The 13,738-nt window shown below is 65.0% G+C and carries 16 protein-coding genes; 3 read left to right on the top strand and 13 right to left on the bottom strand.

What is annotated here, in order from left to right; all coding sequences use genetic code 11:
• Window positions 1–12: 12 nt before the first annotated feature.
• From K3G64_RS25750 to K3G64_RS23390, 9 genes are all read right to left on the bottom strand, one after another.
• Window positions 13–132 carry a DUF6893 family small protein gene (locus tag K3G64_RS25750; protein ID WP_441338861.1) on the bottom strand — a complete coding sequence of 40 codons (120 nt, stop codon included), beginning with the start codon at window positions 130–132 and terminating at the stop codon, window positions 13–15.
• Window positions 123–1,460, bottom strand: a complete 1,338-nt coding sequence (locus tag K3G64_RS23425; protein ID WP_238887717.1) for a hypothetical protein — start codon at window positions 1,458–1,460, stop codon at window positions 123–125. Before K3G64_RS23425 ends, K3G64_RS25750 begins: the two co-directional genes overlap by 10 nt.
• The gene (locus K3G64_RS23420; protein ID WP_238887716.1) at window positions 1,457–2,095 is read right to left on the bottom strand and encodes a DUF6084 family protein; all 639 of its coding nucleotides are present in this window, start codon (window positions 2,093–2,095) and stop codon (window positions 1,457–1,459) included. Before K3G64_RS23420 ends, K3G64_RS23425 begins: the two co-directional genes overlap by 4 nt.
• The gene (locus K3G64_RS23415) at window positions 2,092–2,724 is read right to left on the bottom strand and encodes a DUF5947 family protein (RefSeq protein WP_238887714.1); all 633 of its coding nucleotides are present in this window, start codon (window positions 2,722–2,724) and stop codon (window positions 2,092–2,094) included. The genes K3G64_RS23420 and K3G64_RS23415 overlap by 4 nt, the downstream gene beginning before the upstream one ends.
• A complete protein-coding gene (locus K3G64_RS23410; RefSeq protein WP_238887712.1) occupies window positions 2,721–3,671 on the bottom strand; it encodes a NifU family protein in 951 nt (316 codons plus the stop codon). Before K3G64_RS23410 ends, K3G64_RS23415 begins: the two co-directional genes overlap by 4 nt.
• A 3-nt stretch (window positions 3,672–3,674) precedes the next feature.
• Window positions 3,675–5,471 (bottom strand): nickel-dependent hydrogenase large subunit, encoded by a 1,797-nt coding sequence (locus K3G64_RS23405; RefSeq protein ID WP_238887711.1) that lies wholly within the window; start codon window positions 5,469–5,471, stop codon window positions 3,675–3,677.
• Window positions 5,472–5,544: 73 nt separating this feature from the next.
• A complete protein-coding gene (locus tag K3G64_RS23400; RefSeq protein ID WP_238887710.1) occupies window positions 5,545–6,600 on the bottom strand; it encodes a hydrogenase expression protein HypE in 1,056 nt (351 codons plus the stop codon).
• 152 nt (window positions 6,601–6,752) lie between these two features.
• Complete coding sequence (gene hypB, locus K3G64_RS23395) at window positions 6,753–7,583, bottom strand: hydrogenase nickel incorporation protein HypB (protein ID WP_238887708.1); 831 nt, start codon at window positions 7,581–7,583, stop codon at window positions 6,753–6,755.
• 2 nt (window positions 7,584–7,585) lie between these two features.
• Window positions 7,586–7,915 carry a hydrogenase maturation nickel metallochaperone HypA/HybF gene (locus tag K3G64_RS23390; protein WP_238950961.1) on the bottom strand — a complete coding sequence of 110 codons (330 nt, stop codon included), beginning with the start codon at window positions 7,913–7,915 and terminating at the stop codon, window positions 7,586–7,588.
• A gap of 120 nt (window positions 7,916–8,035) precedes the next feature.
• Between K3G64_RS23390 and K3G64_RS23385 the strand changes: the two genes are divergently transcribed.
• The 3 genes from K3G64_RS23385 to recX all read left to right on the top strand — a co-directional run bounded on the left by K3G64_RS23385 (window position 8,036) and on the right by recX (window position 10,223).
• Window positions 8,036–8,512, top strand: a complete 477-nt coding sequence (locus K3G64_RS23385; RefSeq protein ID WP_238887706.1) for a VOC family protein — start codon at window positions 8,036–8,038, stop codon at window positions 8,510–8,512.
• Window positions 8,513–8,680: 168 nt separating this feature from the next.
• Window positions 8,681–9,733 (top strand): recombinase RecA, encoded by a 1,053-nt coding sequence (gene recA / locus K3G64_RS23380; RefSeq protein ID WP_238887705.1) that lies wholly within the window; start codon window positions 8,681–8,683, stop codon window positions 9,731–9,733.
• On the top strand, window positions 9,699–10,223 hold the full coding sequence (gene recX / locus K3G64_RS23375) for a recombination regulator RecX (protein ID WP_238887703.1): 525 nt from the start codon (window positions 9,699–9,701) through the stop codon (window positions 10,221–10,223). Before recA ends, recX begins: the two co-directional genes overlap by 35 nt.
• 21 nt (window positions 10,224–10,244) lie before the next feature.
• On the opposite strand, the gene K3G64_RS23370 is transcribed toward recX, so the two are convergent.
• From K3G64_RS23370 to K3G64_RS23355, 4 genes are all read right to left on the bottom strand, one after another.
• On the bottom strand, window positions 10,245–11,120 hold the full coding sequence (locus K3G64_RS23370) for an amino acid ABC transporter permease (protein WP_238887702.1): 876 nt from the start codon (window positions 11,118–11,120) through the stop codon (window positions 10,245–10,247).
• Window positions 11,121–11,244: 124 nt separating this feature from the next.
• Entirely contained in the window at window positions 11,245–11,928 is a 684-nt protein-coding gene (locus K3G64_RS23365; protein WP_238950960.1) for an amino acid ABC transporter permease, read from the bottom strand.
• A 21-nt stretch (window positions 11,929–11,949) separates the two neighbouring features.
• Window positions 11,950–12,765, bottom strand: a complete 816-nt coding sequence (locus K3G64_RS23360) for a glutamate ABC transporter substrate-binding protein (protein ID WP_238887700.1) — start codon at window positions 12,763–12,765, stop codon at window positions 11,950–11,952.
• Window positions 12,766–12,784: 19 nt separating this feature from the next.
• Window positions 12,785–13,513 carry an amino acid ABC transporter ATP-binding protein gene (locus K3G64_RS23355; RefSeq protein WP_238950958.1) on the bottom strand — a complete coding sequence of 243 codons (729 nt, stop codon included), beginning with the start codon at window positions 13,511–13,513 and terminating at the stop codon, window positions 12,785–12,787.
• Between the last annotated feature and the right edge of the window lie 225 nt (window positions 13,514–13,738).

Below are 13,738 nucleotides of genomic sequence, written 5' to 3'. Positions count from 1 at the left end.
CTCACTCCGTCCTCACATCCGGCGCATCTTCATGTAGCGGCGTGCGTCCGGAAGATTGACCAGGCCGACGACCACGCCGCCGACGACGACCGCCGCGACGACTCCGACGGCAACCCATCCCACTACGTCCATCTCGAACTCCCTTCGGTGAGTGGTTCAACTTCATCTGGCGCGAAGTACAGGTATCGGCCGTACCAGTCGTGCATGTCGGCGGCGGGATCGTCCTCGATGACCACGCCGATGTGCTGTTCGCCGTCGACGTCTTCGTGCACGGAGGTGACACGTGCGATCTTGTCCGCGTAGAACAGGTCCTGAGCGTCCGCGCGCCGGGACGGTCGCAGTCGAACTCGGCTGCCGCGGGCGACGGCGGTGCCGTTGACGAGAACGGCGTCCAGATCCGGACGCACCGCACTGTCGGCCGCAGGATCCCACCAGTCCACATCGGCGGGGACCTCCGGGATCGGCCCCGGCTCTTTCGTCGGCACATGCGGATTGCGCAACACACCGTGGAGGTCGAGCATCGCTTCGGGGGACATCGAGTCGCACCGGTCGATGATCGTCGCGGCGCGCGGGTCGGTGGCCCGGGCCTGCGCCTTCTCCTCGTCTGTCATCGTCATCACCCGCAGGGTGAGGATTTCGTCGATCTCGGTGGAGTCATAGAGCGCGCCCTTGCTCTGTTCGGCTATCTCCGGGTGGTCGTAGAGGATGATCGGCGACGCCAGCACCAGGTCGGTCTCGCCCGCGGGGCCGGCGAGCACCGGGAAGCAGCGGTGCTGCGTGCATCGCGCGACCGCATCGGCCGCGGTGTCCGGGGGCTCCAGTAGTGACACGAACTCCCCGTTGGCGACCTCCAGCAGCAGGTGAGTGCCGATCATCGAGACCGCGATGGCCTCGTCCTTGTCCTCGGCGGGCGCAGCCGAGTTTTGCACCTCGAAGGCGAGCCGCACTAGCTCACCGTCCGGTTGAGCGGAGATGTCGAGCCGACCGTGCAGTTGGCGTCGGCTGCGAACCAGCCTGCCGCCATCGACCGTCTCGACCTCGCTGCCCCCGGCGATCGAAATATCAACGCAGCGAGGCAAACTGCTGACGGGACACGGGTCGATCCGGATCTCACACTCCACGGCCTCGTCCCAGGTGACCCAGGCATCCGCCCCGGTCACCAGTTCGGTGACCCGCTCGAACCGGCCGCCGCCGAGATCGCGTTCTGCACTGCGGTGCTGCAGCTGGAGGAATCGCACCACTCCCATCACCATCGGAGCGCCGTGCGAAGCGATCAGCACCTCAGCCGACAGCGAGGAGTCCTCGCCGATGCCGGCTTCCGCCGCGCCGGGCGGGCCCACGACGCCGAACTGCCAGCGGGACTGGTTCTTACTCGAACTGGCGCGGTAGGGGTACAGGAGATAACCCTCGTAGAGCACCGCGTCGGCGACGGCGCGCGCCCGATCCCAGTCAGCGCTCATCGAACCTCCTCCGCGGCACGAGTCGCCAGCAGCGAGCTGACGGCATCGTCGAGACTCAGTAGTCCCCGGGCCGATTTGAACTCCGCCAGCCTGTCGATGGTGTCGCGGTTCAGTCGCAGCCAGCCGGTGCCCGGATAGTGCAGCCGCATGAGCTCGTGCCACGCCGATACCGGCAGGTTGTAGTGGTCTTCGCGGTCCCACGGCACCTGTTGCACCGAGAAGCTTCGTTCACCCTTTGCGAAAACCGTTCCGCTGAACAAGAACTGCAGCGGAATCGTGCCGTCACGCAGGGCGTGGAAGTACTTGGCCGAGGTCACCTCGAAGTCGTAGGTGCACTCGAGCGGGAGATCGGCCTGGGTGGCTCCGCTGAACCCCTGGACCATCGTGCTGCTGTGTTGCCAGAGGAAGTTGCGTTGAGTGGTGCTCCAGCGCTCGCGTGGGCCGAACAGATCGAGCAGTCCGGCCGCCTCCTCGTCGGTGTAGCCGCGGCGCAGCGGCTCTATTCGCACCTGGCACCGCAGCGCGATGGCATGAACCGGGGCGTCGGCGACGATGCCGACGCGTGCGGTCAGGACCGGTGTCACGGCATACGGTTCGGGTGACACGTCGAGCACCGCGAAGGTCACCTCGGTCACGACGTCACCACCCTGCCGCGCGCAGCGACGATCTCGAAGAACTCGTCGATGAACTCACGCGCTCCCTGGCCGCCGTCGAAGCCGTGCCAAAGGATCCGCAACCGGCCGACGAACTCATAGCAGGCGTCGATCGGCACCAGATGGCATTCGGGCGGCTGGGATTCGTCGTCGGGGACCCGGATGATCAACGCCTCCGTGTCGGCGGTGAGCAGTTCCACCCGTGGGTCCGCGACCCGGATGCCGTCCCAGGTTGAGAGATCCAACTCGGATTCCGTCGCGCCCGCCGGCCCGGGATAGAACGCCACCGTGCGGTCCATCGCCGAGTTGCGGAGGAAGAACGCCAGCCCGACCGGGATCTGCAGCAGCTGCCATTCCCGTCGCCCGAGCGCGAAGTTCGGAAAGGACAGGTAGCGATCGGGTACCGCACGGAAGCGTAGCTCGGCGTTGGTGTCGGTGAAGAGCAGATAGCACCCTCGGCATACGCACATCAACTGTCGGCCCTCGACATTGACGACATGCTGGTGCTCGTCGGCGATCTGCTCGGAGCACATCTCACAGCGCTCACCCACCGGCTGGGGAGCGCTGCGATTGGCTCGGATCCGCGCCAGTACGTCGTACGCGCCTGTCATGCCATGCCCGCTCCCGTCCGCACACCTGCCACCGCGATGGACAGGTTCCCGTCACGGACCAACAAGGGAATCGGTTCCAGATGCGCAGTCGGATCAGCATCTCGATCGACGCACGTGCCGGCGTGCACGACGTCGAAATGCGCCCGACACTTCGGACACCGAAGTATCGCCGCGCCGACCGGCGACCCCATCGGCCGGTGCAGGACGGCGCCGGCCAGGGATTGTTCACAGTTGCCGCACCGGTCGTGGTAGACGAACAGCTCGTCGCCGACACGGCACGCCAGCACCGTCGTTGCGGCCACGCTGAAGCCGCCGACTTCTTCCGGTGCCAGATCGGCGAGATCGGGCAGCGGATGCCAGTCCGCAGGCGGCCGAGCGTCCTGGTGAACGCGGCGCAGCAGCGAATCCGCGGGAATCACATTGACACCGGGTGCGCTCTCGGCGGCGACCACCTCGATGCTGACGATCTCTGGAGCCGCCGCCCGCACCGCGTCCTCGACGGTGAGCTCCAGGGTCGTCGCCGAGGACGGACAACTCTTGCAGCTGCCTGTGAACTGCAGGCGCACGACATCGTCGACGACTTCGAGCAGGCTCACATCGCCGCCATGAGACCCGAGATATGGCCGGACGCCGTCCAGCGCTTCCTCGACTCGGCGCTCGACGGCATGCGGGTGCAGTCCGTGGACCAGCAGCAGGCTTGCGACGAGGTCGTCGCCGGCGAACGCGTCCGCCAGCTGCGGGTCGGCGCGAGTAGCGATGCGCATCATCCGCGCCAGCGCGGCACCGTAGAGGTCGGTCACCTCTCCGACGAGCTGCACTGCGCGCTCCTGCGCGGCCAAGCCGCCCGCGGCCGACGCGTCGAGCAGGGTTTGTATCCGGTCGCCCGCCGTGCGCCACTGCGCGTCGTCCTGGATCTCTTCCGGGCCCGGCAGTGTCGACGGGGACATACCCTATTCCCCGGTGATGGACTGGGTGGGGGAGTGCAGAAGCTCCAGCTTCTTCCCTTCACCCAGGTACATGTGTACGCCGCAGGGCAGACACGGATCGAAGCTGCGTACGGTGCGCATCACGTCGATCCCCTTGAAATGCTCTCTGTCGTTCTCCTCGAAGATCGGCTGACCTTGGACCGCATCCTCATATGGTCCCGGCGTGCCGTAGCTGTCGCGCGGGTTCGCGTTCCAGGGTGTCGGCGGATACGGATGGTAGTTGGCGATCTTGCCGTCGCGAATCACCATGTGATGGCTCAAGACGCCACGGACCGCCTCGGTGAAGCCGCAGCCGATGCCCTCGTCGGGTACCTCGAACTTCTCCCAAGTCTTGGTCCGGCCTGCGCGGATCTCCACAAGCGCCTTCTCGGCGAAGTGCAGGGCACAGGCGGCCGCATAGGCCTGGAAGTACGTGCGCGCGCGGTTCCGCTCGAGGGTGTTGCTCCCGTAATCGGGGATCTTCCACTCGAGTTCGACCGGCCCCTTGAGCGCGGTCTTGGGCAGGTTGATCTGCACGCTGCGGCCGGTGGCCTTGACGTAGCCGATGTCGACCAGCCCCGCAAGCGCCGTGGACCAGAGCCGCGCCAGCGGACCGCCTCCGGTGTCCAGCGCCAGATGGTCCTTGCCGTCGAACCAGCGTGGAGACATCACCCAGCTGTAGTTGTTGTCGAAATCGCGCTTCTGCGGCTTGGGATTCGTGTGCTGGTTCCACGGGTGTCGCCGGTCCACCGGATTGCCCAGCGGATCGGTCTTCACGAACATCTCTTGATCGGTCCAATCGTCATAGTACGAGTGGCCCAACAGGATTCGGATGCCCAGATTGATGTCCACCAGCGAGTGGGTGTGCAGTTTGCCGTCGATCACCACGCCGGGCGTGACGAACATGGCGTTGCCCCACTTCTCCATGTCCTTGTACTCGAAGTTGCACATCTCGGGATCCTGGAACGAGCCCCAGCAGCCCAGCAGCGTGCGTCGCAGGCCCACCTGGTCGTAACCGGGAAGCGCTTCGTAGAAGAAGTCGAAAAGGTCGTCGTGCATCGGGACGACCTTCTTCATGAACTCCACGTAACGCATCAGCCGCGTCATGTAGTCGGTCATCAGCTGAACGGTCGCAGTCGTACCGATGCCGCCGGGATACAGCGTCGACGGGTGGACGTGGCGGCCCTCCATCAGGCAGAACATCTCTCGCGTCCAGCGGCTGACCTGCAGCGCCTCCCGGTAGAACTCGCCGGTGAACGGGTTCAGCGATCGCATGATATCGGCGATCGTGCGGTGCCCGTGCATGTCGGCGTGCGGGGCCTGCGTGTTCTCGGCCTTGGCCAGCACGCTCGGGTTCGTTTCGGCCACCATCTTCTCGCAGTAATCCACGCCGACCAGGTTCTCCTGGAAGATGTTGTGGTCGAACATGTACTCGGCCGCCTCGCCGAGGTTGATCAACCACTCGCCGAGGTGTGGCGGCTTCACTCCGTAGGCCATGTTCTGGCAGTAGCACGAACACGTCGCGTGGTTGTCACCGCAGATGCCGCAGATGCGGCTGGTGATGAAGTGGGCGTCGCGCGGATCCTTTCCCTTCATGAAGATCGAGTAACCGCGGAAGATCGACGAGGTGCTGTGGCACTCGACGACTTCGCGGTTGTCGAAGTCGATCTTGGTGTAGATGCCGAGGCTGCCGACGATGCGGGTGATGGGATCCCAAGCCATTTCCACCAGTTGGCCGGGCTCCCGCTTCACGTGTGACGGCTCGGGGATGGTTGTTGTCATCGAAGTTTCTTTCGTCGATTGAGAAGCGTCACAGGATGTTGAGCGACCTGCAGGTGCGCCGGGACGAACGCACCTACCAGGTGCGAGTCGCTCCAGTCGTCAGTTGCGTGCCGGGATGGCGCCACTTGGGTTCTTTGTCGACGGTCCGACCCGTGACCTTGCGCAGGCTCTTGATGACCGACCCGTACAAACCCGATGCGGTCGTGGAGACCTTGCCGCCGGGAGGTTCGTCCATGAACGGCATGAACTTGTCCGGGAAACCGGGCATCGTGCAACCAATGCAGATCCCGCCGACGTTGGGACATCCGCCGATGCCGTTGATCCAGCCGCGCTTGGGCACGTTGCACTTGACTACCGGGCCCCAGCAGCCCAGCTTCACAATGCATTTCGGCGAACCGTACTCGGTGGCGAAATCGCCCTGCTCGTAGTAACCGGCTCGGTCGCAACCCTCGTGCACGGTTGCGCCGAACAGCCACTGGGGACGCAATGCGTCGTCGAGCGGAATCATCGGGGCCTGGTCGGTCGCCATGTAGAGCAGGTAGGTCAATGTCTCGGAGAGGTTGTCCGGATGAATCGGGCAGCCGGGCACGCAGACGATCGGAATGCCTGCTTTGCTCTTCCACTCCCAGCCGAGATAGTCGGGCACCCCCATGGCTCCGGTCGGGTTGCCTGCCATCGCGTGAATGCCCCCGTAGGTGGCACAGGTTCCGACGGCAACGATCGCAGTGGCCTTGGGCGCCAACCGGTCCAGCCATTCGCTGGTCGTCATGGGTTGTCCGGTGGCGGGGTCGTTGCCGAACCCGCACCAGTACCCTTCGTCCTTGATCTTCTCGTTCGGGATCGACCCCTCGACGACCAGAACGAACGGTTCCAGCTCACCTCGGTCGGCTTTGAAAAACCATTCGAGGAAATCGTCGGCGCCCCCGTTCGGTCCGCACTCGAAATCGATCAGGGGCCAATGGACGGCGATCTTGGGTAGACCGGGAAGTGCGCCAAGGGCGATCTCCTCGATGCTGGGTTGGGTGGCGGCAGTCAACGCCACGGAATCGCCATCACAACTCAATCCGGCGTTGATCCACAGAACGTGTATCAAGGCCTCTTCTGCTTTGACTGCTGCCTCAGTTGGCATGGGTCACAGCTTTCTGGGGGCCGGGCTGGGGCCCTCACGACCGGGAGCCGGGCTATTGCTCCCAACGTCAATTCTCATTGTGGCGCAGATCACTCGGCGCTATTTCCCGGTCTACTCCGGGCGCTATGCCTTGTCAACGGTGGTTCGAACATTCATGCGTTTGCGCGATTCGCAACCCATTCGTACCAACGCGAGCTACCCTCACCCGACAACGCCGACATCGGCAAAACATCTGCGTCGGGGTTCAGCGACCGCAGGTCGTCTCGACATTTGTCGAGATCGAAGCTTACGTACGGCAGCAGATCGATCTTGTTGACGATCACCAGCCCGGCCGCGGCGAACATGTGCGGATACTTCAGCGGTTTGTCGTCACCCTCGGTGACGGAAATGACGACGACTTTGCTGCGCTCGCCGAGATCGAACAAGGCCGGACATACGAGATTGCCGACATTCTCGATGAACAGCGTCGAGTCGGACTCAGGATTGAGGGCATCGAGCGCCCGGCGCACCATGGTCGCATCCAGATGACAGCCCGCGCCCGTGTTGACCTGAATGGCGCGGGCCCCCGCCGCCCTGATGCGTTCGGCGTCGAGCAGGGTCTCCTGGTCCCCCTCGATCACCGCCACCGGGCGATCGTGGCTGAGGTCACGGATGGTGCGCTCGAGCAGCGTCGTCTTGCCGGCGCCCGGCGAGCTGGTGAGGTTCAGTGCAAGAATGCCGCGTTCGGCGAACCAGCGACGATTCTGCTCAGCGAGTTCGTCGTTCTTCGCGAGTACTTTCTGCTCGAGCGTGACCGTCTCGGTGTGAACGTGCCCTTCGTGGTCGTGGTCGTGGTCGTGGTCGTGGGTGTGGTCGTCGTCGTGGGTGTGGACGTGGTCGTGGACATGGCCGTGGACGTGGTCGGGTGTGTGCTCATGTCCAGGTCCGGGCGCGGTGATAGTCGTCGCGTCGCCGTCGCCGTCGCAGCCGCAGGTGGCACACATGGTCAGCTCACTTCCATCGAAAGAATCCGTAGGTCGCGCCCGGCGACGACCTCCACATCGGCACTTCCGCACGGGCACAACAAGATCAAGTCGGGCAACACGAAGTTCTCACCGCAGGTGCGGCATCGGGCCGCGCCCGGTTCGACATTGAGTTGCAGCTGCGCGCCGTCGGCGACGGTGCCCGCGGTGGCCAGCTCGAAGCAGAACAGCATGGAGTCGGGCACTACCGCGCACAGCGCCCCGACTTCGAGCTTGACGCTGTGCACCCGGCGTCCCGCGGCGTGCTCACACACCGCGTCGACAACACTCTGTGTTATCGCCATTTCGTGCACGCGAAGCCCGTCCTCTGGGGATGTCTTCACCATAGACGCGGAAACGACGTGCGTCATGAGACGGACGATCTCGCCGTCGGGCCGGGCCTGCTGCGGCACACTCGCTGGGGAGGAGGTCTGATGACCGAGCCAGGGCCGATCCGTATCGAGAACTTCTCCCATGTCTGCGTCGGGGTGTCTGAGATCGACAGGTCGCTGCGGTTCTACCGGGAAGTGCTCGGTATGGACGTCGTCTTCGACGTGGCGCTCGACGGGGCAAGCCTGTCGGCAGTGACCGGGCGTGCGGGGGAGAGCGGACGCATGGTCGGGGGCCTGATCGGCGGCATGATGGTCGAGCTGCTGGCGCTCGGCGATGTCCCGCGGTATGCCGAGGGCCCGCACATCGGGTACACCAACATCTCCCTGCGGGTGGCCGACGTCGACGCGGCGCACCGGCAGTTGCAGGCGTTCGACGGCGTGCGGTGCCTGCCGCCGGTGGAGATCGGCGGCGTGCGGATGATGTTCGTCTACGACCCCGACGACACCCCGATCGAGCTGGTCGAGCTGCCCGGCGGCGCGGCCACGACCGATGAGCTCTGGCGGCCGGCAGCGGAGTGACACGCCTGCGGCGCGCCTCCTTGCCATCGAACACACGTTCGCTACTGTGGGTGATGTTCGACGGCTAGATGCTGGTCAAGGCGACTTGTCGGTGGCTGCCTCTAGCGTCACGGCCAATTGATCGACACCGATCACCGAACAGCTAGACCATCCAGGACGGAGATCACCATGGCGCAGGCACCCGACCGCGAGAAGGCCCTCGAGCTGGCTCTCGCGCAGATTGAGAAGAGTCACGGCAAAGGGTCGGTGATGCGGCTCGGCGAAGAGGTTCGCCAGCCGATCTCGGTCATCCCGACCGGGTCCATCGCCCTGGATGTGGCGCTGGGCCTCGGCGGGCTGCCGCGTGGACGCATCATCGAGATCTACGGCCCGGAATCCTCGGGGAAGACCACGGTCGCCCTGCACGCGGTGGCCAACGCCCAGGCCGCCGGTGGCATCGCGGCGTTCATCGACGCCGAGCACGCGCTCGATCCGGAGTACGCCAAGAAGCTGGGCGTGGACACCGATGCGCTGCTGGTGAGCCAGCCCGACACCGGTGAGCAGGCGTTGGAGATCGCCGACATGCTGATCCGGTCCGGTGCGCTGGACATCCTGGTCATCGACTCGGTGGCGGCGCTGGTACCGCGTGCCGAGATCGAAGGCGAGATGGGTGACAGTCACGTCGGCCTGCAGGCCCGGCTGATGAGTCAGGCACTGCGCAAGATCACCGGCGCGCTGAGTAACTCGGGCACCACCGCCATCTTCATCAACCAGCTCCGCGAGAAGATCGGCGTCTTTTTTGGCAGCCCTGAGACGACAACGGGCGGAAAGGCTTTGAAGTTCTACGCCTCAGTCCGCATGGACGTCAGAAGAATTGAAACGCTGAAAGACGGCACTGATGCGGTCGGCAACCGGACCCGGGTCAAGGTCGTCAAGAACAAGGTTTCGCCTCCGTTCAAGCAGGCCGAATTCGACATCCTCTACGGCAAGGGCATCTCCAAGGAGGGCTCACTGATCGACATGGGCATCGAGCAGGGCTTCGTGCGCAAGTCCGGGTCGTGGTTCACCTACGAGGGTGAGCAACTGGGCCAGGGCAAGGAGAACGCCCGTAAGTTCCTGATCGAGAACGTCGACGTGGCCAACGAGATCGAGAAGAAGATCAAGGAAAAGCTCGGCATCGGTGCCGTGCTGACCGACGAGTCCGACAGTGTCGAGCCCCTGCCCGCCCCCGTCGACTTCTGAGGTCTCTCGCGAGGAGCAGGCGCATAACCTCTGTCTGCGCCTGCTCACCGCGAGGGCCCGCACGCGTGCGGAGTTGGAGGGTCAGCTGGCCAGGCGCGGCTACCCGGACGACGTCAGCTCCCGGGTGCTGGACCGGCTCACCAAGGTGGGTCTCGTCGACGACGCCGACTTCGCCGAGCAGTGGGTCCGCTCGCGTCAGGCGAATGCCGGAAAAGGCAAGCGTGCGTTAGCCGCCGAGCTGCGAACCAAGGGCGTGGACAAGGACGTGATCACCGCGGCATTGGCGGACGTCGACGCCGACGCCGAGCGGTCACGGGCCGAACAACTGGTCGCCGAGCGTCTGCGCCGCCACAAACTCGACGACGGTGACGACATGAAGGTGACCCGTCGGCTGGTCGGCATGCTGGCCCGGCGCGGATACCCCGAGTCCATGGCGTTCGACGTCGTCAAGGTCGCGATGGCCGCCGAGCGCGAGCGCCGACGGGTATAGCCGCATGGTCGCCCGCTGCGACTACACCGCACGGGCGCCCGGTGCCCCTTCCTGTTCGACCTCGCCCTCGAGGGGCGCAGGGCCGCGGCGGGACCGCCGCATTCGCGCCTCGACCCTGGTGGCAAGCCACGACAACGCAAAGTTGACGCTGATCATCAGCAGCGCGACCACGATCAGCGCCGGGATGTAATTGCTGTAGGCCGCGCCGACATTGGTGCCCTGGCGCACCGTTTCGAGGAACGTGATCTGGTAGCCGATCGCGGTGTCCTTGAGCACAACGACCAGTTGCGAGATCAGCACCGGCAGCATCGAGGTGATCGCCTGTGGCAGCAGGATGGACCGCATGGTCTGATTCGAACGCATTCCCAGCGCCATGGCGGCTTCGGACTGGCCGCGGGGCAACGCGTGCACGCCGGCCCGCACGATTTCGGCGATGACCGCGCCGTTGTAAAGGGTCAGTCCCGTGATCACGCCGGCCAGCGCCAGATACTTGCCGGGGAAGACGTCGTAGAGCGCATACAGGCCGTAGGCGAAGATCATCATGACCAGCACCGGCACGGCGCGGAAGAACTCGACGAACACCGCGCAGGGCCAGCGGATCAGCGGGAGTGCCGAGAGCCTGCCGACACCCAACGCGAAACCCAGCATCAACGCCAGGACGATCGACACCGCAGCCGCTGTCAACGTGCCCCGGATGCCCGGCAGCAGATAGGTCTGCCACAGGTTGGCCGTCAGGAACGGCTCCCACTTCGCGGCGTCGAACTGGCCCCTGGCGTCGAGGGCGGAATAGACCCACCATGCCACCGCGGCGATCACGACGACGGTCAGCGCGGTGGCCATCCCATTGCGCACCCGCGCTCGGGGACCGGGCGCGTCGAAGAGAACCGAACCGCTCATGACGCCGCACTCCTCGCGCAAGCGCTCGTCACCTGTTGTCTGTTCTCCCCCTGCCCTTCGGGCGGGAGGTGCCCCCACGCGCAAGCGCTCGTCACCTGTTGTCTGTTCCTCGCGCAAGCGCTCGTCACCGGGCCACCGCCAACCGCTTGCCCAGCCAACCCATGAACAACCCGAGCGGAAGCGTGAGGATCACGAAGCCGACCGCGATGACGACGCTGATGGTGAACAGCGCCGCAGTGTTCTCGATGGTCTCCTTCATCCACAACGCCGCCTCGGCCACCCCGATGGCCGAGGCGATCGTCGTGTTCTTGGTCAGCGCGATCAACACCGAGCCCAGCGGGATGATCACCGACCGAAACGCCTGCGGCAGCAGGATCATTCGCAGGTTCTGGGCGAACGTCAGGCCGAGTGATCGCGCCGCCTCGGCCTGGCCGAGGGGCACCGTGTTGACCCCCGAGCGCACCGTCTCACAGACGAACGAAGCGGTGTAGACCGTCAGTCCGAGCACGGCGAGCCGGAAGTTGCTGTCCTCGATCGAGGTCAGCGAATCCGGGTCGACGAGCGTGATCCCAAGCGTTTGCGAGATGCCGAACGAACAGAACAAGATGATCAGCGTCAGCGGGGTGTTCCGGATGACGTTGACGTAGGCGGTCCCGAGCCAGCTGAGCACCGGCACCGGCGACAGTCGCATAGCGGCAAGCACCGTGCCGAGAATCAGCGCTCCGATGGCGGAGAAGACCGTCAGCTGGATCGTCGTCCAGAACGCCTCGAGTAGCTGGCCGACGAGGCCGGGATTGTCATCGAACAGTTCCACGTCCGCGGCGACGGCCTAGGTCTGGTCGATCTTCGGTGGCCGGGGAGCCGGAAGGCCGGCCGGGCCGAGGTTCTTGTCCCAAGCCTCCTTCCACGCGCCCTCCTGCTCCATCTTCACGAGCGCGTCGTTGATCTTGGTCTGCAGCTCGGTGTCGCCCTTCTTCAGGCCGATGCCGTAGCGCTCCTCGGAGAACGTGCCGCCGACGAGCTTGAACTCACCAGGTGTCTGGGCGGCATAGCCGGCCAGGATGACCTCGTCGGTGGTGACCGCGTCGATGGCGCCGTTCCGCAACGCCTCGATGCACGCCGAATAGGTGTCGTACTGCTGCAGCTGCACACCCGGGTACTTGTCCTTGATGCGCTGCGCCGGCGTCGATCCCGTCACCGAGCAGAGCTTCTTGTTGTTCTGCAGTGACGCCTCACCGGTGATGTCGGTGTTGTCCTCGCGCACCAGCAGGCTCTGACCGGTGATCAGGTACGGGCCCGCGAACGACACCTTCTCCTTGCGGGAATCGGTGATGGAGTATGTGGCGGCGACGAACTCGACCTGGTCGTTCTGAATCAGGGTCTCGCGTTGCGCGGACGGCGCCTCCTTCCACTCGATCTGGTCCTCGCTGTAGCCCAGTTCCTTGGCCACGTATTTCGCGACGTCGACGTCGAACCCGCTCATCGTGCCGTCGGGGTTTCGCAGACCCAGTCCGGGCTGATCGAACTTGGTACCGACGACGATGGAGTCGCCGCCACCGCTGTCACCACCGCATGCGGTCACCGCCAACGGCAGCGCGACGGCGAGCGCGATCGCTCCGATGACGCGCCTGCAAAGAGCTGACATGTGTCGTTCCTTTCGACTCTCAGTGGTGCAGGATCTTGCCGAGAAAGTCCTTGGCCCGCTCGGACTTCGGATTGGTGAAGAACTCGGTCGGTTCGGCCGATTCGACGATCGCCCCGTCGGCCATGAACACCACCCGGTCGGCGGCGCCGCGGGCGAATCCCATCTCGTGTGTCACGACCAACATGGTCATCCCCTCCTTGGCCAACGAGGTCATCACGTTGAGCACCTCGTTGATCATCTCGGGATCCAGCGCGCTGGTCGGCTCGTCGAACAGCATCACTTTCGGGTTCATCGCCAGCGACCTGGCGATGGCGACCCGCTGTTGCTGGCCACCGGACAGCTGAGCCGGGTATTTGTCGGCCTGGTTGGCCACGCCGACGCGGTCCAGCAGCGCCATCGCGGCTTCGCGCGCCTGCTGCTTGGACAACTTGCGCACCTTCATCGGCGCCAGCGTCACGTTGTCCAGGATCGTCTTGTGCGCGAAGAGGTTGAAGGACTGGAACACCATGCCGACATCGGAGCGCAACTGTGCCAGCTTCTTACCCTCGGCGGGCAGCACCTCCCCGTCGATCGCGATGGTCCCCGAGTCGATGGTTTCGAGCCGATTGATCGTGCGGCACAACGTCGACTTGCCCGACCCCGACGGGCCCAGCACGACGATCACCTGACCGCGATCGACTTCGAGGTCGATGTCCTTGAGGACATGGAGGCTGCCGAAGTGTTTGTTGACCGCCTGCATCGAGATCATGGGCGCCGTCGACTGAGTCGGATGGACCTGTCCTGTCTCCGACCCGGTGGTCTCCATGGCGTGAGACCTTACCCAGACAACGACCGGAGTGCCCGGAACTCGCCAATCCGCCCGGATCGCCTGCCCACACCGTCCGTACGATGGTGCGCGTGACGTCGATGGTGGCCCGAACCGCGGATGCAGAAGCCGATCTCTGCACTTCGCGCGAGCGCTCATCGACGCGCG

Origin of the sequence: Mycobacterium sp. IDR2000157661 (assembly GCF_022317005.1) — a bacterium.
Classification (GTDB): Bacteria; Actinomycetota; Actinomycetes; order Mycobacteriales; family Mycobacteriaceae; genus Mycobacterium.
The sequence above is the reverse complement of the archived record's forward strand: the minus strand, read 5'-3'. Positions and strand labels throughout refer to the sequence as shown.

Bases quoted from the DNA above. Each gene is read 5' to 3' on its own strand.
- K3G64_RS23400 (WP_238887710.1), bottom strand. From the start codon at position 6,600: ATGCCAACTGAGGCAGCAGTCAAAGCAGAAGAGGCCTTGATACACGTT.
- K3G64_RS23425 (WP_238887717.1), bottom strand. From the start codon at position 1,460: ATGAGCGCTGACTGGGATCGGGCGCGCGCCGTCGCCGACGCGGTGCTC.
- K3G64_RS23405 (WP_238887711.1), bottom strand. From the start codon at position 5,471: ATGACAACAACCATCCCCGAGCCGTCACACGTGAAGCGGGAGCCCGGC.
- hypB (WP_238887708.1), bottom strand. From the start codon at position 7,583: ATGTGTGCCACCTGCGGCTGCGACGGCGACGGCGACGCGACGACTATC.
- recA (WP_238887705.1), top strand. From the start codon at position 8,681: ATGGCGCAGGCACCCGACCGCGAGAAGGCCCTCGAGCTGGCTCTCGCG.
- K3G64_RS23385 (WP_238887706.1), top strand. From the start codon at position 8,036: ATGACCGAGCCAGGGCCGATCCGTATCGAGAACTTCTCCCATGTCTGC.
- K3G64_RS23355 (WP_238950958.1), bottom strand. From the start codon at position 13,513: ATGATCTCGATGCAGGCGGTCAACAAACACTTCGGCAGCCTCCATGTC.
- K3G64_RS25750 (WP_441338861.1), bottom strand. From the start codon at position 132: ATGGACGTAGTGGGATGGGTTGCCGTCGGAGTCGTCGCGGCGGTCGTC.
- K3G64_RS23370 (WP_238887702.1), bottom strand. From the start codon at position 11,120: ATGAGCGGTTCGGTTCTCTTCGACGCGCCCGGTCCCCGAGCGCGGGTG.
- K3G64_RS23415 (WP_238887714.1), bottom strand. From the start codon at position 2,724: ATGACAGGCGCGTACGACGTACTGGCGCGGATCCGAGCCAATCGCAGC.
- K3G64_RS23360 (WP_238887700.1), bottom strand. From the start codon at position 12,765: ATGTCAGCTCTTTGCAGGCGCGTCATCGGAGCGATCGCGCTCGCCGTC.
- K3G64_RS23410 (WP_238887712.1), bottom strand. From the start codon at position 3,671: ATGTCCCCGTCGACACTGCCGGGCCCGGAAGAGATCCAGGACGACGCG.